This is a genomic window from Azospirillum endophyticum (genome assembly GCF_016595245.1).
Classification (GTDB): domain Bacteria; phylum Pseudomonadota; class Alphaproteobacteria; order Azospirillales; family Azospirillaceae; genus Azospirillum; species Azospirillum endophyticum.
The window spans coordinates 1-20,654 of record NZ_JAENHM010000044.1; the positions used below are offsets into that span (position 1 = coordinate 1).

Consider the following 20,654-nt stretch of genomic DNA (forward strand, 5'->3'; position numbering starts at 1 on the left):
CACCGATTACCTCGACGCCATTCTCGCCGTTAAAATCCGTTAACCCGGATTCGGAGCCCTGCCTACGCGGAGGCGTGGATTGAAACATTGACGAAAGCCTGTTACTGGACGACCTGTCCGCGTCGCCTCCTACGCGGAGGCGTGGATTGAAACATCACCCTGACGGTGATCAGCCGGGACAAGTACGGTCGCCTCCGACGCGGAGGCGTGGCTTGAAACGAGCGCGTATCTGCCAGACAGTGGCGACGACCCCACCGAACCACCATGCAGCCGCACCATAATCAGTATCGCATCATGGATCGTGCACGATCCATGATGCATGATTGACCAGAGACTGGACAATTGCTAGGCTTCCCGGAGCGAGCTGGGAGCATCATGTCGAAGAAGCCTGTCATTTCCCGCGTCGCCCTTGCCGATCAGGTCATGCACCTGCTGCAGGAGCGCATTCTGGACGGCGAGTACGAGCCGGGCGGGCGCTTGAACATCGACGCGATCTCGCGCGAGCTTGACATCAGCTCGTCGCCCATTCGCGAGGCCTTGACGCGGCTATCGGCGATGGGGCTGGTGACGTCCTCGACCTTCGCGGGCTTCGCGGTCACTCCCGTCCCGACCCGCAAGTGGTTCGAACAGCTGCTGACCTTCCGCGTCCTTGCCGAGGGATGGGCCGTCAGGCAGGTCGCGCGGCTCCGGCCGGCCGGTGCGATCGAGCGGATGACCGACAGCCTCCGCGCGCTGGAATCGAGCACGCTCGGCGTGCGGGCGCGGGAATACGTGTCGGCCAGCAAGGCGGACGAGAACTTCCACGACGCCATGCTGGATGCCTGCGGCAACGAGGTGCTGGCCCAAAGCGTGCGCAGTCTGCACCCGCATCTGCATCATGCGCGCCTCTTCAGCACGGTTCCGCAAGACATCGCGCCGGTCATCGAGGAGCACAGGGCGATCCTAAACGCCGTTCTGTCGGGCGACGAGGATGCCGCCGCCGCGGCGCTGGAGCGCCATTTGCGGATGTCGTGGCAGCGTTACGACGGCTGGACCTCCGGCGAGACGACGATGCCCGATGCCTGACGCCGGGGAAGCGCCCGCAACACCGGCGCCTTCATCGAACGACCGCAGTGCATGCCCGACGGCGTAACCGGCCGTCGGACCTTGCCGTCTTGCGCCCGTCCTTCGCAGCCCGGGACAGGGCCGCAACCGAGAGACAGCACGTCGAAACCGCGCAAGACAGAACGACGAAGGACGCGTCCGGTGGCAAAGATCGTTTCCGTGGAGGTCCTGCAAGCGGACCTGAAACCCAAAGCCAAGCGCACCGACGCCGTCCAGAGCTTCGAGTGCCAGGAAACGCCGATGGTGCGGATCACCGATGCCGACGGTGTCGTCGGCACCGGCTACAGCTACACGATCGGAACCGGCGGGTCGTCGGTCGTGAGGCTGCTCGACGACCATCTGGTCCCGTTGCTGATCGGCCGCGAGGCCGACGACGTCGAGCGCATCTGGCGCGACCTGTTCTACCGCGTCCATGCCACGACGGTCGGCGCCCTGACCTCGATCGCGCTGGCCGTCATCGACACGGCGCTGTGGGACCTGCGCGGCCGCCGGACGTTCCTGCCGCTTCATCGGCTGGCCGGCGGCGCAAAGGAAAGCATCGACCTCTATTGCACCGAGGGCGGCTGGCTCCACATCGGGGAGCGCGAACTGGTCGAGGAAGCGCTGCGGGCCAAGGAGCGCGGCTTCGGCGGCACCAAGCTGAAGGTCGGGCGCCGGCATGTGGCGGAGGACGTCCGGCGCATCGCCGCCGTGCGCGAGGCGGTCGGCGCCGGCTGGGAGATCATGACCGACGCCAATCAGGGCTTCACCCTGGACGAGGCGATCCGCCGCGTCCGCCATTACCAGGACTTCGACGTAGCCTGGTTCGAGGAGCCCATCCATGCCGACGACGTCCAGGCGCACCGCCGCCTCGCCGCCGCGACCAGCGTCCCCATCGCCGTCGGCGAATCGCTCTACAGCCTGTCCCAGTTCAAGGATTACCTGCAGAGCGGCGCCTGTTCCATCCTGCAGGTCGATGTCGGGCGCATCGGCGGCATCACGCCCTGGCTGAAGGTCGCCCACATGGCGGAAGCCTTCAACGTGCCCGTCTGCCCGCATTTCCTGATGGAACTGCACCTGCCCCTGTGCTGCGCGGTGCCGAACAGCCGCTGGCTGGAGTTCATCCCCCAGCTCGACCTCGTGACCTCCTCGCAAATCCGGATCGAGGCCGGCAAGGCGATCCCGTCGGACGTCCCGGGCCTCGGCATCGACTGGGACTGGGCGGCGCTCGACCGGTACGTCGTGCACCGTCACACGCACACCGCCCACTGACCTCGGTCACGGCAGCATTGGGAGATCGACCATGTCGAATCTGGAAAACAAGGTCGTGCTGGTGACCGCGGCCGGTCAGGGCATCGGGCGGGCGTCGGCCCAAGCCTTCGCCCGCGCCGGCGCCCGGGTCTGGGCGATCGATCGGGACGAGGGGAAGCTGGCCGGCCTGGGCGAGGCGGCCGGCGGAGGCGCGCTTCGGCTTTGCCGGCTCGATGTTCTGGACGAAGGCGCCATCGAGCGGCTGGTGACCGAGATCGGCCGCATCGACGTGCTGTTCAACTGCACGGGCGTCGTGCAGAACGGCACGGTGCTGGAATGCGGCGACGCGGACCTGGACCTGGCCTTCGACCTCAACGTCAAGGCGATGGCCCGCAGCATCCGGGCCGTGCTGCCCGGCATGCTGGAGCGGGGGGACGGCAGCATCATCAACATGGCGTCGGTGGCCAGCAGCGTGAAGGCGGTGCCGAACCGCTTCGCCTACAGCGTCACCAAGGCCGCGGTGATCGGATTGACGAAATCCGTCGCGGCGGACTATGTGGCGCGCGGCATCCGCTGCAACGCGATCTGCCCTGGGACGGTGGAGAACGCTTCCCGGCAGGACCGGCCGGGCGGCCAGGGCGAGTACAAGGCGCCCCGCGCCGCCTTCGTGGCGCGGCAACCCATCGGAACGCCGGAGGATATCGCCGACCTCGTCCTCTATCTGGCCGGTGCCGCCTATACGACCGGCCAGATCCATGTGATCGACGGCGGCTGGGCCGCCTGACATCACTCGAACAACGAGGCGCGGGCGATAACGACCGGAGGTGGAGCGTGTGATGCCGCCGGGCAAGGTTTCGCTCGAATGCCGGCGGCGGCGGATGCGTGGCGGCGTCCCGGAGCCTTTGCCTGCCTGACCTTGTGCCGTGAGCGTGCTATTCCGAAGGCGAGACGCCGGTGGCCGAGGCCCCGGACGCGTCGGCGCCACCGCCCCCGGAAGGGGCGCAGGAAGGAATCATCCGCATGTCCACCGCTCAAGACACCACCGCGGAGGCCGGCAGCCGAGCCGCGGCGCCCCGCCGTGCGAATGTGCGGCGGGCGGTGACTGCGGCAGTCGTCGGCACCGTCATCGAATGGTTCGACTATGCGCTCTACGGGGCGGCGTCCGGGCTGGTCATCAACAGGCTGTTCTTCCCGCAATTCTCCGAACTGGGCGGCCTCCTCGCGGCCTTCGCCACCTTCGCCGTCGGCTTCTTCTCCCGGCCGCTGGGCGGAGTCGTCATCGCGCATTTCGGCGACCGGTTCGGGCGCAAGCCGGCCCTGGTCTTCACCATCGCCTCCATGGGGTTGGCCACCGTCGCCATGGGGCTGCTGCCGACCTATGGCGACATCGGCATCCTGGCGCCCATCCTGCTGGTGGTCTTCCGGCTGTTGCAGGGCTTCGGGGCGGGGGCGGAATATGCCGGCGCCGTCACCCTCGTCTCGGAATATGCTGCACCGGAGCATCGGAGCATGCTCACCGCCATCCTCCAGTCGGCGACGGTGGTCGGCATCATGCTGGCGACGCTGTGCTTCCTCGCGGTGTCCTACATGCCGGAGCCGATGCTGATGGGTTGGGGGTGGCGGATGCCCTTCCTGATCTCCGGCGTGCTGTTCTTCGTGGCGCTCTACATCCGCCGCAACCTCGACGAGACGCCGGAATATGTCGAGGCGATGGAGCGCGCCGCCCGCGAGCGGCAGGAGCACAAGGTCCCGGTCGGAGAGCTGCTGCGCCATTCGCCGAAGGAGCTGCTGTTCGGTTTCCTCTCCGTCACCGGCCACAATGCCAACGCCTATATCCTGAGCGCGTTCTCGCTCAGCTACATGACCAACACGCTGGGCATGCCGCGGGTGGAGGCGCTCAGCGCCGTGGTGATCGCGGCTCTCACCGGCGTCGTCGCGACGCCGGTCATAGGCGCCATCGCCGACCGGATCGGCAACGCCAAGGTCTACATCTTCGGGGCGGCCTTCACCTTCCTGTTCGCCATTCCCTTCTTCGCGCTGCTCGACACGGGGAACGTGGTGCTGGCGACGCTGGCGATGAGCCTCGGCTACGGCCTCGGCTTCGGCGGACTGGCCGGCGCCCAGGGTGCCTTCCTGGCCAATCTCTTCCCGACGCGCTACCGCTTCTCCGGCATCGCGATGACGCGGGAAATCAACAGCCTGCTGATCGCCGGGCCGACGCCCTTCATCGCCTCCGCGCTGGTGGCCGCTGCCGGCGGCAGCCCGCGCTACGTGTCCGCCTACCTGATGGCCTGCTGTGCCCTGACCATCGTCGCGGTCGCCGTGATCCGGACGCGGTCCGTCGCGCGCTGACCTTCCCCCGCGGACGCTGGCCGGTCGGCATCCCTCGTGGCCGGCCGGCGTCGCTGCGCAGTGATGGGGTTCCGGTGGGCGGCCGGGCACCGGATGGTTCCGGCCGGAAAGCCGTGGATCGAGCCGCGCCTCGGGTCGTGGCCGGTCCGGATCGCCGCTCCGCTCAACCGGCCTGCAATGTTCCGACGAAGCGGTCGACCTGCGCGTGGAATTCATGGACGCTGCGCTCCAGATCCTGGATGCCGCCATGCAGGTTTGCCGCGGCGGTGCCGTTGCGGTGCGCGGAATCGGCGACGGTGCGGACGTTCTGGCGGAGCCGCTCGGTTCCCTGGGCGGCCTGCTGGACGGCACGGCTGATTTCCGTCGTCGCCGAGTTCTGCTGCTCGACCGCTGCGGCGATCGAGGCGCTGATCGCGCTCAGCCGGCCCATGACATGGGAGATGTCACCGATCTTGCCGGCGGCGTCGCCGGTCGAGGCCTGGATCGCTCCGATCAGGGCGGAGATCTCCTCCGTGGCCTTGGCGGTCTGGCCCGCGAGATTCTTCACCTCGGTCGCCACCACCGCGAAGCCCTTGCCGGCCTCTCCCGCGCGCGCGGCCTCGATGGTCGCGTTCAGCGCCAGCAAGTTGGTCTGGCCGGCGATGGAGGTGATGAGGGTCAAGACGTCGCCGATCCGCCCGGCGTCGCCGACCAGCCGGTTCATGAGATCCACGGTGGTGGCGACCTGGCGGCTGGCGCCTTGCGATTCGGTCTGGGAACTTTGCGCCTGGATGGAGATCTCGCGGATCGATGCGGCGAGCTCCTCCACCGCGGCAGCCACGGTTTGCACGTTGCTGCTGACCTCCTCGGCGGTCCGGGCCACGGTCTGGCTGACGGAGGCGTTCTCTCCGGCGCCGGCGGCCATCTCGCCGACCGACAGGCCCATGGACGCGGCGGTCTGGTTGACGCCGGTCAGGAGGCGTCCGACGTCGCGGTCGAAGGTGTCGGCGACCGAGGTCAGCGCCTGCTGCCGTTGCCGGTCCGCCTCCTGGCGCAGGAGACCCTGTTCGGCTTCCAGCCGGCGCCGCTCGATGGCGTTCTCCCGGAAGGTTTGGACGGCGAGGGCCATCTTGCCGACCTCGTCCTCGCGGCCGGTGGCCGGAACCTCGATTTCGGTTCTGCCGGCGGCGAGCGCGCTCATCACCTGGGTCATCTGCGCGATCGGCCGCGTGACGGTGCGGACGATGGCGGCGAGAGCCCCGCAGACCACCAGGACCGACAGCAGGGCCGCCAGGGCGATGACCGCGGTGGTCGCGCGGATGTCGTCCTGGATGCGCCGGGTCGACAGCCTGACCTGGATCGTTCCGATCTCGGCCGCCTTCGCGCCCTCCCTGCGGGTCACCGGAGCGTTGCCGGCGATCCCGCCTTCCGGCTGGGCCGCCGTGCCGCCGTGGGCGGCGAAGATCTTGCCGTCCTTGTCCTTGATCGCGCTGCCGACATAGTCGGGATCGGCCGCCAGCGAGGCGAGCAGGACCGTCGCCGCGTTGGCATCCATGTTCCACAGGGCCTCGCCGGCGCCGCCGGCAAGGGCCGTCGCGATCATCTGCGCACGCTCCGCAAGGCCGTTGCGTGCCACGGCCATGTTCATGTAGGCGATGCCCGCCATCGCTCCCAGGGCGAGAACGACGAACAGGGCGGCGATCGGCACCAGGACGCGGGCCGTGAGATTGCGGCGGTAGATTCCGAACATCGCGACTCCTTCATGAAGCGGCCTATCCCGCAAGACCGGGGGCAAGGCGGCGACGTTACTGCGCGAGCGCCGACAGGTGCTGTTTCTGCAGGGTGCCGACGTCGATCTTCTTCAGCCCTTCGGCGAAGACCGCCGCCCATTTCCGCCCTTCCGGCTTGGTGTTGAAGGCGACGTGCAGCGTCTTCGATTCGAGCATCGGGCCGAATTCGATCTTGCCCTGGAGGGATTGCAGCTCGGCGGTGTTGCGCATCAGGTAGGAGAAGACATAGCGGTCGATCTCCGCCGCCTCGATGCGGCCGGCGGCGACCTTGCGGATGTTGGTGGTGTCGTCGACCACGGCCTCCGGCTTCAGGCCGTTCGTCGCGATGGCGTCTCCCACCGGCTTGGCGTTCACGTAGCCGTTGACCACGCCCAGCTTCAGGCGGGCGAGGCCCGGCGGGCTGGGATCGGCGATCTTGGCGCCGGCCGGAACGATCAGGCCGAGCGGGCTCTCGCCGATCGGGTCGGAGAGGGAGAAGCCGTCGAGTTCCGCCGGATACTCCGGGAAATACCCGACCACGCCGGGCTCTTCCTTGGCGCTGTGAACGGCGCGCTGCCAGGGCAGCACCTCGACGCTGACCGTATGCCCCATCGCCTTGAACGCTTCGCGGACCACGATGCTGGAAAAGCCGTTGTCCGGCAGGGAGCCGGAATAGGGGGGCCATTCCAGCGTCGTCAGGCGAACCGTATCCGCCTTCGCTCCGACTGCGCAGGCCAGGATGGCGCCGCCCAGCACGAGGGTGAGGCCCGTAATTCTTCCAACCATGGAAATACTCCCGGGAGTGCCCGGCCTCGGCGGAGAGGCAGGGGAGGATGGGGCGTCAGGGTATGAAATATGCCGCGTCATTTTCGAACCAGTTCGATTAACCGCTCGTTACGAAGCTATTTCCAGAATACAATTTCATGTAAAGTTCATCTTCCATTTGGAGCATGGTCGACCTGAGATCTGGTCGACTGAATTTTTTCACTTCCATTTCAATATTCGCAAAAATGTCATGCGACGATCATTCCGGCGCAAACGAGCTCTGCGACATTCGGGGTAGCCCAATCGCAACAGGGTGATCCCGGTGCCGTTCCTCCTCATTCTGCTGCTCGTCTTGGCCATGCTCCCGCCCGCCCGCGCCGAGGTCCCGGCGGACCGCCAGTTCGCCATCGTCTTCAACAACACCAAGACGGACGGCGGCTTCAACGAGCTGGCGCTGCGCGGCTTGCAGCGCTTCAAGTCCGAAACCGGCATCGATGCGCGCGAGAACGTCATCCGCACCGAGGAGGAGAGCGTCCGGTCGATGCGGACCTTCGCCGAGTTCGGCATCCGTAACATCCTGCTGATCGGGTTCGTCAACGAGGCCGCTGTTTCTACCGTCGCGCAGGAATTCCCGGCAATCCACTTCACCCTGATCGATGGTCGCGTCGATCTGCCGAACGTGCGCTCCGTCCTCTTCCGCGAGGACGAGGCCGCCTATCTCGTCGGCATGGCGGCGGGATTGGCGAGCGGAACCGGAACCGTCGCCTTCGTCGGCGGAATGCCCATTCCGCCGGTCAAGCGGTTCGAATGCGGCTTCATCCAGGGCGCCGTGGCGGCCCGCCCCTCCATCCGACTCCTTCGCCGTTTCCTCGGAACCGGGCCGAGCGCCTTTCGGGACAAGGATGCGGCGCACCGCGTGACGGAGCAACTGGTCGCCGACGGCGCCGACGTCGTTTTCGCCGCCGCCGGCTATGCCGGGATCGGCGTGCTCGAGGCCATGGCGGCGTCCGGACGCCTGGGGATCGGCGTGGACACCAACCAGAACGGCCTGTTTCCCGGCCATGTCCTGACATCGGCGATGAAGCGGGTCGACGTGGCGGCCTACCTCGCCCTGAAGGACGCCCATGAGGGGAAATGGACGGCCGGGGTGCAGTATCTGGGGTTGGCGGAACAGGGCGTCGACTGGGCGAAGGACGAGGCCAACGCCGCCCTGGTGGCCGGACTGGCATCGCGGGTCGATGCGGCGGCGGCGGAGATCGCCGGCGGTGCGCCGGCGGTGCGGCCGGCCGAGCTCGTTCCCGCCTGCCGCTGAAGAGGCCTCCGGACCGGGGTCGCTCCGCCGGCGTCGCCGACCAACCGAGGATCGCAATGCCGCTGCCCGCCGACGGTTTCCTTCGCCTGCGCCCGCCCGGCCGTCTCGCCCGGATCGGCGCCTTCCTGTCCGGAAGCCTGATGGTCCGGACCGTCGGGATGATCTGCCTTCCCCTGTTGTTCGCGGTCGGTCTGGCGGTGGTGGTGGCGATCAGCTTCTCCGACCGGGACGCCCGGACGGCGCTGGAGGCGAGGGCCCGGCAGACCGTGTCGCTTCTCGCCGGCGGGATCGGCGACGCGCTGTGGAACGTCGACCGGGTCGCGGCCCAGGCAATCCTGCGCCCCTTGTCGGAGGACCCCGACTTTGCCGGCGCGGTGATCACCGAAAGCGGCGGCGCGGTCTTCCTCAGGCTCGGGGATGCCGTCCCGCCGCAGGGCGGGCTGATCGTCGAACGGGTCCTGCTGACCAGGCCGTCCGTGGAAGGGCGGGCCGCAGGGGAGCCGACCGCGGGGACGCCGGCCGGCGAAGCGGCCGGGAGCCAGCGGATCGGCCAGCTCGAGCTTCGCCTGACGACGGCGCGGGCGGAGCAGACCATCAGCAGCCGGGCCTGGGCCATCGCCTTGAGCGGCTTCGGCCTGCTGGTCGTGGTGTGCGGCCTGCTGGCGGCCATCGTCCGCGGCGTGACCGCGCCGATCCGCCAGATGACCGACGGCATGGCGGTCCTGGCGGCCGGGCGGGTGGATCTGCGGATTCCGCGCATCGACCGCCGGGACGAGGTCGGGCGGATGGCGGCCGCGCTCGCCACCCTGAAGCAGCACGCGGAGGAGCGCCTGGACTTCATCGAACGCCAGGCCCGCCATATGGAGGTGATCGAGGAGACGGTCGCGAAGCGCACCGAGGAGCTGAGCGCGACGCTGGAAACCCTGAAGCGGGCGCAGGACGAGCTGATCCGGTCGGAGAAGCTGGCCGCCCTCGGCGGCATGGTCGCGGCCATCGCGCACGAGATCAACACGCCGATCGGCAACGGCCTGACGGTGGCGACCACGCTTTCGGACAGGGTCGCGGAATTCCAGGCCATCCTCCAGGGCAAGGAGTTGCGCCGGTCGGTCATCCGGGACTATTCCGACAGCTTCGGCACGGCCAGCCAGTTGCTGGTCGGCAACCTGCTGCGCGCGTCCGACCTGATCGGACGTTTCAAGCGCGTGGCCGTCGACCAGACCGGCGAACTGCGCCGCCGCTTCGGCCTCGACGTGGTCTGCGGCGAGGTCGTCGCCATGCTGCGTCCGACCTACCGGCATTCCCCGGTGTCCATCGCCCTGGACCTGCCCGGCGGCGTGGTGATGGACAGCTTCCCCGGCGCTCTCGGCCAGGTCCTGACCAACCTGATGGCGAACGCCATGCTCCATGCCTTCGCCGACGCGACGGTGGCGGGCACCATCATGATCGGGGCGGTGCTGGAGGAGGACGGCCGGCACGCGACCCTGACGGTGGCCGACGACGGGGCGGGCATCCCGGCGGCGATCCTGCCGCGGATCTTCGATCCGTTCTTCACGACGAAGCTCGGTGCGGGCGGCAGCGGGCTCGGCCTGCACATCGTCTATGCGATCGTCACGCGGGTTCTCGGCGGGACGGTCGCGGTGGAGAGCCGGGTCGGCGAGGGAACCCGGTTCTCGATCCTGCTGCCGCTGGAGGCCCCCCGGCAGCCGGAGCATGAGACGGCCGACGGGCCGGCGGCCGTGGCGCCGTGAACCGGCGCGGGCGGTTGGCCGGCGGCGGTCAGGAAACCGTTGCCGGCGACTGTTCCGGCGAACGTTCCGGCGATCGTTCGAGGATCCAGCGTTCGAACCGCTCCGCCGGCATCGGCTTGGCGTAGAGATAGCCCTGAACGGCGTCGCAGCCGAGCGACCGCAGGATCTCCTCCTGCTCCGCCGTTTCGACCCCTTCGGCGAGGACGGTCATCCCCAGCTCGTGGCCGACCTTCACGATGGTCGCCGCGATGCTGCGGCTTTCCGGGAGCGTGCCGAGATCGGTGACGAAGGAACGGTCGATCTTGAGGACGGAGGCCGGCAACTGCTGGAGCCGCGACAGCGACGAGTAGCCGGTGCCGAAATCGTCGATGGCGATGCTGAACCCCATGCCGCGGAGGACCCGGACCATGGCGAGGACCTGGTCGTTCTCCATCGCGTGGCTTTCGGTGATCTCCAGTTCGATGTCGCGTGGGTCGGCGTTGCAGGCGGTCAGGATGCGTTCGGCGCCGCGGACGAAATTCTCGTCGCGCAGCTGGCGCACCGACACGTTGACCGCCATGCGGAGCCGTCCGACGGCGCCGTCGCGCCAGCGGACCTGTGCGAGGCAGGCCTGCCGCAGCACCCATTCGCCCAGGCTGAGGATATGGCCGGCATCCTCGGCGACCGGGATGAACCGGTCGGGCGGCACCCAGCCTCCTTCCGGCAGCTGCCAGCGCAGCAGCGCCTCGCTTCCGAAGGTGGTCCCGTCCGACAGGGCGAGCTGCGGCTGGTAGACCAGGGAGAATTGCCCGTTGGACTGCGCCTCGGCCAGGCGGCTGACCAGCGAGAGCCGCCCGTGCAGCTCCTCCTCCATCACCGGATCGAAGCGCAGGATGCGTCCGCGCCCGCCGCGTTTGGCGCCCTTCAGGGCCATTCCCGCCCGGCGGACCAGCCGGTGGACATCCTGCTTCCCGACCCGTTCGCCCTCCTCGGCCAGGACGTAGCCGCCCGATACCCGGGTGGCGATGGGGTGTCCGTTGATGGTGAAGGGATCGACGAAGCAAAGCTCGATCGCCCGGACCAGCTCCCGCTGGTCGGTGGTCCGCTTCAGCCGGACCAGCACGCCGAACATGTCGCTGGCGATCCGGCTGACGGCGTTCCGGTCGCCGAAGACGGAGCAGAGCCGGTTCGCCACAGCCATCAGCAGCCTGTCGCCGGCCTCGTGCCCGAGCCCGTCGTTGACCGCCTGGAAATGGTCGAGGTCGAGAAGCAGTACGGCCAGCGCGTCGCCGGCCGCGGACCGTTCCGCCAGCCGGCCGCCGATTTCCTCCAGGAAGAGCGTGCGGTTGGGCAGCCCGGTCAGCTGGTCGTAATAGGCGAGCGACCGCACGTCGTCGAGGAGGGACACGTTGTCGAAGCCGAGCGCCACGTTGGAGCAGAAGACCTCCAGCAGGCGGCGGACGTCCGGCCCGATCTCCCGGCCGGTCGCGACGTAGATCGCCAGATCGTCCCCGGACTGGCCGGGGATGTAGAGCACCGTGGCGCTGTCCAGATAAACGCTCCGCTTGCCCTCCAGGGCCGACGCGATCAGGGTGCGCAGCGGCTCGTCGTCCACGCGGCCGAGCCGCGTCCCGGACAGGTGCCGGAACGGGCCGGCCGCCGCGAGAATGAGCGGCTCTCCGCAGTCACTGCTGCCGGTAGCCGCCAGGGCCGGTGTCGGTGCGAGGCGGGCGAGGACGAAGCCGTTCGCCTCGACGTCGAGAAGGCCGCCGAGCTGAAGCAGGATGCCCTCGCAGAAGGAGCGCAGCGAGCTGCGCCGGAACAGGCCGGCGGAGGCGGCGATGATCCGTTCCAGCCCCTTGCGGCTCAACTCCAGCGCATGGATGTGGCTGTAGGCGCGCAGCGCCGTGAACAGCGAGGTCAGCAGCCGGTTGCGCGTCAGTTCCGACTTGGTCCGGTAATCGTCGATGTCGTAGTCGCGGATGACCGCCAGTTCGGGAGCGTAGCCCGGCTGGCCAGTGCGCAGGATGATCCGCAGGGTGGTCAGCTTCAACTCCTCGCGGATGATGCGGACCAGCTTCAGCCCCGCATCCGGCGTCTCCATCACCACGTCGAGCAGGATGATGGCGAAATCGTCGTCCTCGCGCAGGATCGCGTGGGCTTCGGCCGCCGATTTCGCATGGGTCAGCTCCAGCCGGCGGCCGAGGGTCTCCACGTCGTGAAGCGAGTATTTCGTCGAGGCATGGACGACGTCGTCGTCATCGACCAGCAGCAGGCGCCACGCCCGCCCGGTTGCCGTGCCGCCGGTCTGTCCATCATCCTCGATGATGTCCAGCATGTCGTTTTCCGTGGACGCTTCCATCTATGACCGCCCGGCCCGCACCCGTTCCATCACGACGAAGTTATTACCTCGAAGGGTGTACGATCATGACGGATGGGAGAAGATTATGTGACGGACTTCGGCGTTCCCCGTCGCAAAACCGGGAGGTTCGAGACCGTCAGGCGGCTTCGACCGGCGCCTGACGGTCTCCTCGATCGACGAATGGCGTGGTGGCCCCGATCAAGCCGGAGGTTCAGGCCGGCTTGAGGCTTTCGACCATGTGGCGGAAGGCGATCATGCCAGGGTCGTCCAGCCCGACCGACCGCTCGGCGAACATGCGGGCGCGTCCGATGCGGTTCGGCTTGTCCCGGAAGACCTCGATCGTCCGCTCGGTGGCCCGGACCGCCGCCGCGTGCCGTGTGGCGGGATCGTCCCGTTCCGCAGCGGCGAGTGAGGCCAACGCCGCACGCACCGCGTCCAGCGGATCGAGCACGGTCTTGTCACCCAAGGCCGCGCCGCCGCGGGCCGAGAGCGCGCCCAGTATGTCTCCCAGCAGTTGCGGCAGTTCGGAACATGGCAGGGCGCTTCGCCCGGCCGTCGCCTTGGCCGCCGTGAGGAAGGCCACCGCCAGCAAGGTGCCGAAGCTCGATCCCGACGCCTTGGAGCATGCCATCGCGCAGGTCTTGAAGGCTTGGCCGAGGTCGCCGTCGCTGGTGGCATCCAGGCCGGGGCGGATTGCACGGATGTTCTGGGCGCATTTCCCGAGCGTGGCACCGAGATCGCCGTCGCCCAGCCGGGCGTCGAGGGCATTCAACTCGTCGGCCGCCGTGTCCATTCGATCCGCCCAGCGGTCGAGCGCCGCCGCCAGCACCGCCACCGTCAGTCCGTTGTCGGTTGCATCCATCTCACAGGCTCCAGAACGGGCAGTTGGCCGGGGCGCGCAGCAGCGCTTCCAGCTCCCCGTCGAGACGCAGCAGCGTCAGCGAGGCGCCGGCCATCTCCATCGAGGTGGCATAGCGCCCGACCAGCGGCAGGCCGACCGTCACGCCGGCCTCGGCCAGCCGGCGGGCGAGGTGGCGGTAGAGGATGTACAGCTCCTCATGCGGCGTGGCGCCCAGCGAGTTGACCAAGACCGACACCCGCTCGCCCCGGCCGATGCCGGTGTCGGCGAGCAGCCGGTCCAGCATCTCCCCGGCGATCTCGTCGGCGCGGCGCAGCGGGCCGCGCCAGATCCCGGGCTCGCCGTGGATGCCCATGCCCATCTCCATCTCGTCGTCGGCGATGGAGAAGGTCGGCTTGCCCGATTCCGGGACGATGCAGGGAGTCAGCGCGACGCCGATGCTGGCGGTCGCCGAAACCGCCTTGCGCGCCGCCGCGGTGACCTCGCCCAGCGTCGTTCCCGGCCGCTCGGCCATGGCGCCGGCGATCTTGTAGGCGTAGACCAGCCCGGCGACGCCGCGCCGCTTGGCCCGCTCCTCCGGCCCGGCACTGGCGACGTCGTCGGCGACCAGCACGCTGGTCGTCTCCATCCCCTCCATTTCCAGCATCTCGCCGGCCATGTCGAAGTTCATGCGGTCGCCGCCATAATTGCCGTAGAGCCGCAGCACACCGGCCCCGCCATCGGCCGCCCGCATGGCATCCACGCAATCGCCGACGCTGGGACCGGCGAAGACGTTGCCAATGGAACAGGCGTCGAGCAGCCCCGGCCCGACATAGCCGGTGAAGGTCGGCAGATGGCCGGACCCGCCGCCCGACACGATGCCGACCTTGCCCTGCACCGGCCCACCGGCCCTGGCGATCACCCGTCCGCCCTCGCCGAGGCGGCGATAGCTCTCCGGATGGGCGGCGACCAGCCCATCCAGCATCTCATCCACATAATCGGCGGGGTTGTTGAGGATCTTCTTCATGGCATTCCTCCCTGAAGCCAAGGTCGGCTCAATAGTTCAGCCGGGCATTGCCTTCGAACATCGTGACCGGCGGGTGGGCGCGCTGTTCGGTGACGATGTCCAGCACCGTGGTGGTGCCGGCGGCCAGCGCCCGCTGCAGCGCCGGCAGGAAGGCGTCGGGCGTCTCGATGCGCTCGCCGGCGCAGCCGCAGGCCCGGGCGATGGCGGCATGGTCGACGGCGGCGAAGTCGCAGACGTCGGAGTAGTCGTTGAACAGCACTTTCTCCGCGTGCTTCTGGTAGCCGAGGATCTGGTTGTTCAGCACGGCGACCACGACGTTCAGCCCCATGCGCCGGGCGGTCTCCAGCTCCGACCAGACATGGGCGAAGCCGCCGTCGCCGACCAGCGCGAAGACCGGGGCATCCGGCCGGGCACATTTGGCACCGAGTGCGAAAGGCAGTCCCCAGCCGAGCCCGGCCAGACCGCGCGGGGTGACGAAGCGCATGCCTGGCTTGCGCGAGGTCAGGTAGTTGGCGACCCAGATGGAGGAGTAGCTGGCGTCGGCGACCACGATGGTCTCCGGGGTCAGGACGCTGTCGAGGTCGCGCATGAGGCGCTCGGGCCGGACCGGTGCCGCATCCATCGGAATGGCACGGGCGACGTCGTCCTTCCAGGCGGCCAGACCGGCGGCGATCTGTTTCTCCACCTTCGGCCGGGCGGCGTGACGGGCGGAGAGATCCTCACCCTCCAGGGCCTCGGCCAGGGCGGCCAGGGTCAGCTTGGCGTCGCCGACCAGCCGCAGCGCCTCGTAGTTGCGGCCGATCTCCTGCCCGTCGACGTCGAGATGGATGAAGCGGGCGGTCTTCGGGTAGAGCGACCAGCTGTCGGTGCCGTTCTGGTTGGTGCGGTTGCCGATCAGCAGGATGACGTCGGCGTCCTCGACCATCGGGCGGAGGTGGCGGGTGCGGCCGCCGGTGCCCATGAAATAGCCGACCGGACCGAGCGACAGCGGATGACGCTCGTCCACCGCCCCCTTGCCCATGGCGGTGGTGGCGACGGGCAACGACGCGCGGTCCTGGAGCGCCGCCAGTTCGGCGGCGGCGTCGGACAGGTGGATGCCGCCGCCGGCGATGACCAGCGGCGCCTTGGCCGCGGCGAGCAGGGCCGCGGCCTCGCGCACCCGCGCCGGATCGGCGGCGACGCGGTCGAGCGGGAACCGGCCGAGCGAGGCGACGCGCTCGCCGGTGCCGGGAGCGGGCACGTCGTTGAACAGGTCGATCGGCGCGATCAGCACCGCCGGGCCCGGACGGCCCGAAGCGGCGGCAGTGAAGGCCATGTCGACATAGTCGTCGATGCGCTCGACCTCCGAGACGCGCTTGATCCATTTGGCGCAGCCGCGGAACAGCTCCAGATGGTCGAGTTCCTGGAAGGCGTTCTTGTCGGTCTGCTTGCGGTGCACATCCTGGACGATGGCGACGATCGGCACGCTGGCCTTGAGCGCCTCGGCGAGGCCGGCGACGAGCAGCGTCGCGGCAGGACCGTTCTGGGCGGTGACGACGGGGACCTTGTGGCTGACGCGGGCGTAAGCGTCGGCCATGGCGGTGCCGGCGTTCTCGGTGCGGTAGCCGATCTGTCGGATGCCGAATTCCGGCGCCACCAGGAACAGGGCCGACGGGATGCTCTGCCCGAAGATCATCTCGACGCCGTGACGCTTCAGGGCGGCCGCGAAGACATGGGCGCCGGTGCGGTTGGAGCCTTCGACCGGCTTGGCCGCGGCGAGATGGGTATCCATGCGTGTCCTCCGAAGGGAGTGATTCGATAAATCGTTTTAGTTAGGGGGCGTGGACGGCCGTCCGGATGGCGGCGGTCAGACGGTGCCGCCGTCGCGCAGGGCGCCGACATCCGCCGGGGTCATGCCCAGCCATTCGCCCAGCACCTCGTCGGTGTGCTGGCCCAGCACCGGGGCGGGGTGGCGAATCTCGCCGGGCGAGTCGGACAGACGGACGGTCAGGCCGTGGGTGGTGACGGTGCCGGCTTTCGGATGCTGCAGCTCGACGATCTGCCGGGCCTCGCGCATGTAGGGGTTGGCGAGCAGGTCGGGCAGGGTCGCGATCCGTGCCGCCGGCAGCTCGGCCTGCCGCAGCAGGGTCACCACCTCGTCGGCGGGAAGGCCGGCGATCCAGTCGCCGACGACGGCCTCGATGGCGGGGATGTTGCGCATCCGCGCCTCCAGCGTGGCGAAGCGCGGATCCTCCAGCAGGTCGGGCCGCTTCATGATCCGGGTCAGCCGCGGGAAATGGGCGTCGTTTCCGGCGACCATGTGCAGCCAGACGCCGTCGGCGGCGCGGAAGGTCTGGGCCGGCGCCGAGTAGCGGTCGCGGTTGCCGACGCGGGACATCGAACGGCCGAGCATCGCCTGCTCGGGGATGGCGGTGACCAGCATCGACACGGCGCTGCCCATCAGGCTGGCGTCGACCATCTGGCCCTTGCCGGTCTTGTGGCGGTGCTCGACGGCGGCCAGGATGCCGATGGAAGCGTAGAGCGCGGTGGCGTAGTCGACCAGGAAGGTCCCGCCCATGGTCGGCGGGCCGTCCGGATCGCCGGTGATCTCCATCAGGCCGGAGGTCGCCTGGGCGATGCCGTCGAAACAGGGCTCCGCCGCCATCGACCCCTGCTGGCCGTAGCCGGAGATGCGGGCCATGATCAGGCGCGGGTTGATCGCGTGGAGATCCTCCCAGCCGCAGCCCATCTTCTCCATGGTGCCGGGGCGGAAATTCTCGATCAGCACGTCGGCCTGCTTCACCATCTCGCGCAGCAGGCCATGGGCGCGCGGATCGCGGAAATTCAGGGTGATGCTGCGCTTGTTGCGGTTGAACACCATGAAGTACAGGCTCTCGCCTTCGACCTGGGGTTCCAGGGCGCGGGTGTCGTCGCCGCGTCGCGGGCGTTCGACCTTGACGACGTCGGCGCCGAGATCGCCCAGCATCATCCCGCAATGCGGGCCGGCGATGAAGCGAGACAGGTCGAGGACCTTCAGTCCATCGAGGGGTCCAGGCATGGGGGTCACCTCAGACGCGCAGCAGGACGCGGTTGGGATCGATCACCCGGCGGATGAGATCCAGTTCCTGCGCGCTGGGAAGCGGGGTGGCGGGAAGCTGCTCCGGCAGGGCCGGGCGGAAGGACATGAGGTCGCACACCTCTTCGACGGTGATTCCGGGGTGCAGCGAGCGCAGGCGCATCTGCCTGCTGCCGGGCTCGAAGTCGAAGATCGCCTTGTCGGTGACGACGAGCTGCGGTCCGCCGGCGGACAGCCCGGCCTCCTCGCGGCTGCGGCCGCCCCGCAGGTGGCCGACGCTGGTGATGAAGTCGACCGCCTCGACGAAGACCCGGCGGTCGAGATCGACCACGACGATCGGGCGGGGAACGAAGGCGAAATGCTCGGGCTGGGCGAGGCAGCCGACCAGCCGGACCTTCGGATCGCGGTAATCGCCGATGGCGGTGATGTTCAGGTTGCCGAAGCGGTCGATCTGCGCGGCGGAGTCGAAGCAGACGTCGAAGGCGCGGCGGGCCAGCATGTCGCACTTGACGCCGGTGTCCGACGGGCAGGCGGCGGCCTGCCAGCGGGTGAAGCTGTCCTGCTTCAGGTCGGCCGGCATGCTGGACAGATCCGGCTCCAGCAGGTTGCCCCAATAGACCGAGGCCGACGGCGCATGGAGCATCTGGGCCAGCCGCACCGCCGTCAGCGGGATGCCCACCGCCAGGGTGAAGGCCCGGCCGTTGGTGCCGACACCGGCGAAGGCGAGGTCGCCGTCGCGGATTTCCCGCGCGATGGCGGCGGTGACGATCTCGTTCGTCGTCGCAGCCGCATCAGAAGATAAATCGATTTTATTCTCAGGCATGGGTCTGCTCGCGGTTCGGGACGTCGAGAGCCTCCAGGGCGGCGAGGCCGCCGACCTTGGCGACATAGGCGTCGTGGTCGGGCACGGAGCGGGCATACTCGTCGAGATAGGCCTGCGCCCCCTCCGGCGTGCGGCTGCGCTCCAGATAGCCGGTCAGGTGGACGTCGTCCTCGTCGTAATGGCCGTCGCAGGCGGCCGGATGGGCGCCGTAGGGCAACTCGACGATGGCTTCGACCCAGTTGCCGGGGATGTAGGTCAGGGTGGGGCGGCGCTTGATCTCCTCGTGCGGGACGATCTTCTCCACCGTCACGATCAGGCGCGTCGCGGCGCTGGCGATCATCTGGTCGATGTCGTCGCTGTCGCGCACGATCGGCCACTGCACGTTGCCGTACTTGTCGCCGACATAGCCGTGGATGATGGTGAAGTCGGCCTTCGCCGCCGCGACGGCCTGGAGCGGCTCGCCGGTGAAGGGGCAGGAGAAGGGACGGATCTGCTCAGGATTGTGGCGGGCGATGTCGGACCCCAGCAGGGTCTTGATCGGCAGGAAGGCCAACCCCTGGGTCGCGGCGCGGAAACGGGCGACCATGGCGGTTTCCGAGAAGTCGCGCACGGCGATGGCCCCGCCTTCCACCCCACGGCGGAAGTTCGGCGCCAGGCCGTAGCTGAACATGCCGGTATAGATGCCCTCGAAGCGGCGGATCGCGCCGGCGGCGGCCAGCATGTCGGTGGCCGTCGTCGCTGCCCAGCTCTGCACCGTCAGATCCTTGATCCCGCGGCGGATCAGGGAGCGGATCGCGGCATTCGGCTGCCGGCGCAGCAGGCTGCCGCCGAGCGCCAGGGTGCTGCCCGACGCGATGGGGGCGAGCGCCTCCTCCAGGGTTGCCAGTTTCTCTTTCACGGTCGATGTCTCGCGTTGGTTGTGCCGGCGGCCGACGGCCGGCCGGACATGATCGAGTGGAAGCGGTCAAGCGGAAGCGATGCGCGGCGGCGGGCGCCGCGCTGGAAGAACGGTGTGAGGGCGATGGGCCGCGGTGTCGCGCGTCAGCCGCCTTCGGCGGTTCCGCGCGCCGCAGCCGGTCTGCGACGGCGCGGTTTCGGCACGGCCTGCGGCGGTGCCGTGGTGCCGCGCACGATCAGCGACGGTTTCAGCACCACCGAGCGCGGCGGCTCCGTGCGATCGCCGGCAATGCGTTGCAGCAGCAGGCGGGCGGCGGCATCCCCGGTTTCCCGCTTGGGGTGGTTGATGGTGGTGAGGTTGAGCAGCGGGTGCTCGGCGAGCTGGATGTTGTCGAAGCCGACGACCGAGACGTCGGCCGGAACGCGGATGCCGAGGTCGTGCAGGGCGCCGAGCGCGCCGAGCGCCATCAGGTCGTTGGCCGCCAGGATGGCCGTCGGCCGCTGCGAGAGCGCCATCAGGCTGCGCGCGGCGCTGTCGCCGGATTCCATGCTGTAGTCGCCCTGGACCGCCAGTGACGGATCGCCGTCCAGCCCGTGCGCCTGCACCGCCGCCTGGAAGGCGGCGAAGCGGTCGTCGGCGGAGCTGGAGCGGAAAAGCCCCTTGACGAAGGCGATGCGGCGGTGCCCGAGGCTGACCAGATAGTCGACCGCCATGCGCACGCCGGACTGGTTGTCGATGCCGACATAATCGGTGCTGAAATCGGGAGCGCGGCGGTTGACGGTGACGAGCGGGATGCCGGCAGCCGCCACCCGTTCCATGTCGTGGGCGTCGAGGATCTGGGAGAGCACGATCATGCCGTCGATCTGCTTGTCGAGCAGCGAGCGGACATAGGCGGTCTTCTTCTCCGCCTGGAAATCGGTGTTGCAGAGGATCAGGTTCTTGCGTTCCCGCCAGACCACGTCCTCCACCCCGCGGACGACGTCCGGCACGAAGGGGTTGGCAATGTCGCCCACCACCAGCCCGATCGACCAGCTCCGTCCCATTCGCAGGCCGCGGGCGGCCGACGAGGCGTGATAGCCGATCTCCCGCGCCTTGCGGCGCACGAGGTCGCGCGTCTCGGCCTTCACGTTCGGCTTGTCGGCCAGCGCGTTGGACACCGTCGCCGGGGAGACGCCGCACAGCGCCGCAAGATCCAGGATGGTCGGCCGGGCACCGGATGCGGGCGCCGCGGCCGTTCCGTTGGCCGCCGTTCTAACTGCCGTCGCCCCGTTTCCCGGAACGCCGTCGCCCTGTCCATTGGCCTGTTCTTCGCGAGGTCGATTTCTGGACATGCCCCACCAAAAAATGCTTGCGAACCAAATTAAAAACGTTTTAGCTCCTGACTGCAAGCGAAAAAACAATAAGCCGGCACCA

Annotated in this window: 16 protein-coding genes; 6 read left to right on the forward strand and 10 right to left on the reverse strand. The window is 68.8% G+C overall.

Annotation, left to right across the window (positions count from 1 at the left end):
* The first annotated feature begins 375 nt into the window (after window positions 1–375).
* From JHL17_RS13405 to JHL17_RS13420, 4 genes are all read left to right on the forward strand, one after another.
* Complete coding sequence (locus JHL17_RS13405; RefSeq protein ID WP_200193868.1) at window positions 376–1,065, forward strand: GntR family transcriptional regulator; 690 nt, start codon at window positions 376–378, stop codon at window positions 1,063–1,065.
* 180 nt (window positions 1,066–1,245) lie between these two features.
* Window positions 1,246–2,355, forward strand: coding sequence for an enolase C-terminal domain-like protein (locus tag JHL17_RS13410; RefSeq protein WP_200193870.1), 1,110 nt, complete (start codon window positions 1,246–1,248; stop codon window positions 2,353–2,355).
* A gap of 31 nt (window positions 2,356–2,386) precedes the next feature.
* On the forward strand, window positions 2,387–3,118 hold the full coding sequence (locus JHL17_RS13415) for an SDR family oxidoreductase (protein WP_200193872.1): 732 nt from the start codon (window positions 2,387–2,389) through the stop codon (window positions 3,116–3,118).
* Window positions 3,119–3,354: 236 nt separating this feature from the next.
* Window positions 3,355–4,686: an MFS transporter gene (locus tag JHL17_RS13420; RefSeq protein WP_200193874.1), complete on the forward strand. Its 1,332-nt coding sequence runs from the start codon at window positions 3,355–3,357 to the stop codon at window positions 4,684–4,686.
* Between the two features lie 163 nt (window positions 4,687–4,849).
* Here JHL17_RS13420 and JHL17_RS13425 read toward each other — a convergent pair whose 3' ends face one another.
* The gene (locus JHL17_RS13425; RefSeq protein WP_200193877.1) at window positions 4,850–6,415 is read right to left on the reverse strand and encodes a methyl-accepting chemotaxis protein; all 1,566 of its coding nucleotides are present in this window, start codon (window positions 6,413–6,415) and stop codon (window positions 4,850–4,852) included.
* Window positions 6,416–6,470: 55 nt separating this feature from the next.
* Complete coding sequence (locus JHL17_RS13430) at window positions 6,471–7,220, reverse strand: substrate-binding periplasmic protein (protein ID WP_200193879.1); 750 nt, start codon at window positions 7,218–7,220, stop codon at window positions 6,471–6,473.
* A gap of 301 nt (window positions 7,221–7,521) precedes the next feature.
* On the opposite strand from JHL17_RS13430, the gene JHL17_RS13435 reads away from it, so the two are divergent.
* The gene (locus JHL17_RS13435) at window positions 7,522–8,511 is read left to right on the forward strand and encodes a BMP family ABC transporter substrate-binding protein (RefSeq protein ID WP_200193880.1); all 990 of its coding nucleotides are present in this window, start codon (window positions 7,522–7,524) and stop codon (window positions 8,509–8,511) included.
* Between the two features lie 56 nt (window positions 8,512–8,567).
* Window positions 8,568–10,259 (forward strand): ATP-binding protein, encoded by a 1,692-nt coding sequence (locus JHL17_RS13440; protein WP_200193882.1) that lies wholly within the window; start codon window positions 8,568–8,570, stop codon window positions 10,257–10,259.
* A 28-nt stretch (window positions 10,260–10,287) separates the two neighbouring features.
* On the opposite strand, the gene JHL17_RS13445 is transcribed toward JHL17_RS13440, so the two are convergent.
* From JHL17_RS13445 to JHL17_RS13480, 8 genes are all read right to left on the reverse strand, one after another.
* Window positions 10,288–12,576 (reverse strand): putative bifunctional diguanylate cyclase/phosphodiesterase, encoded by a 2,289-nt coding sequence (locus tag JHL17_RS13445; RefSeq protein ID WP_247893524.1) that lies wholly within the window; start codon window positions 12,574–12,576, stop codon window positions 10,288–10,290.
* A 235-nt stretch (window positions 12,577–12,811) separates the two neighbouring features.
* The gene (locus JHL17_RS13450) at window positions 12,812–13,462 is read right to left on the reverse strand and encodes a DAK2 domain-containing protein (RefSeq protein WP_200193887.1); all 651 of its coding nucleotides are present in this window, start codon (window positions 13,460–13,462) and stop codon (window positions 12,812–12,814) included.
* A gap of 1 nt (window position 13,463) precedes the next feature.
* Window positions 13,464–14,465: a dihydroxyacetone kinase subunit DhaK gene (locus JHL17_RS13455; RefSeq protein WP_200193889.1), complete on the reverse strand. Its 1,002-nt coding sequence runs from the start codon at window positions 14,463–14,465 to the stop codon at window positions 13,464–13,466.
* 28 nt (window positions 14,466–14,493) lie between these two features.
* Window positions 14,494–16,236 carry an acetolactate synthase catalytic subunit gene (locus JHL17_RS13460; protein WP_200193891.1) on the reverse strand — a complete coding sequence of 581 codons (1,743 nt, stop codon included), beginning with the start codon at window positions 16,234–16,236 and terminating at the stop codon, window positions 14,494–14,496.
* A gap of 75 nt (window positions 16,237–16,311) precedes the next feature.
* Window positions 16,312–17,502, reverse strand: a complete 1,191-nt coding sequence (locus JHL17_RS13465) for a CaiB/BaiF CoA transferase family protein (RefSeq protein WP_200193893.1) — start codon at window positions 17,500–17,502, stop codon at window positions 16,312–16,314.
* Between the two features lie 10 nt (window positions 17,503–17,512).
* Complete coding sequence (locus JHL17_RS13470; RefSeq protein WP_200193895.1) at window positions 17,513–18,343, reverse strand: CoA-transferase subunit beta; 831 nt, start codon at window positions 18,341–18,343, stop codon at window positions 17,513–17,515.
* Window positions 18,336–19,241, reverse strand: a complete 906-nt coding sequence (locus tag JHL17_RS13475) for a CoA-transferase (RefSeq protein WP_200193897.1) — start codon at window positions 19,239–19,241, stop codon at window positions 18,336–18,338. Before JHL17_RS13475 ends, JHL17_RS13470 begins: the two co-directional genes overlap by 8 nt.
* 143 nt (window positions 19,242–19,384) lie before the next feature.
* Entirely contained in the window at window positions 19,385–20,572 is a 1,188-nt protein-coding gene (locus tag JHL17_RS13480) for a LacI family DNA-binding transcriptional regulator (RefSeq protein ID WP_200193900.1), read from the reverse strand.
* Window positions 20,573–20,654: the final 82 nt, after the last annotated feature.

Coding starts and splice junctions, on each gene's coding strand:
- JHL17_RS13405 (WP_200193868.1), top strand. CDS start 376: ATGTCGAAGAAGCCTGTCATTTCCCGCGTCGCCCTTGCCGATCAGGTC.
- JHL17_RS13415 (WP_200193872.1), top strand. CDS start 2,387: ATGTCGAATCTGGAAAACAAGGTCGTGCTGGTGACCGCGGCCGGTCAG.
- JHL17_RS13420 (WP_200193874.1), top strand. CDS start 3,355: ATGTCCACCGCTCAAGACACCACCGCGGAGGCCGGCAGCCGAGCCGCG.
- JHL17_RS13425 (WP_200193877.1), bottom strand. CDS start 6,415: ATGTTCGGAATCTACCGCCGCAATCTCACGGCCCGCGTCCTGGTGCCG.
- JHL17_RS13430 (WP_200193879.1), bottom strand. CDS start 7,220: ATGGTTGGAAGAATTACGGGCCTCACCCTCGTGCTGGGCGGCGCCATC.
- JHL17_RS13440 (WP_200193882.1), top strand. CDS start 8,568: ATGCCGCTGCCCGCCGACGGTTTCCTTCGCCTGCGCCCGCCCGGCCGT.
- JHL17_RS13445 (WP_247893524.1), bottom strand. CDS start 12,576: ATGCTGGACATCATCGAGGATGATGGACAGACCGGCGGCACGGCAACC.
- JHL17_RS13450 (WP_200193887.1), bottom strand. CDS start 13,462: ATGGATGCAACCGACAACGGACTGACGGTGGCGGTGCTGGCGGCGGCG.
- JHL17_RS13455 (WP_200193889.1), bottom strand. CDS start 14,465: ATGAAGAAGATCCTCAACAACCCCGCCGATTATGTGGATGAGATGCTG.
- JHL17_RS13460 (WP_200193891.1), bottom strand. CDS start 16,236: ATGGATACCCATCTCGCCGCGGCCAAGCCGGTCGAAGGCTCCAACCGC.
- JHL17_RS13465 (WP_200193893.1), bottom strand. CDS start 17,502: ATGCCTGGACCCCTCGATGGACTGAAGGTCCTCGACCTGTCTCGCTTC.
- JHL17_RS13470 (WP_200193895.1), bottom strand. CDS start 18,343: ATGCCTGAGAATAAAATCGATTTATCTTCTGATGCGGCTGCGACGACG.
- JHL17_RS13480 (WP_200193900.1), bottom strand. CDS start 20,572: ATGTCCAGAAATCGACCTCGCGAAGAACAGGCCAATGGACAGGGCGAC.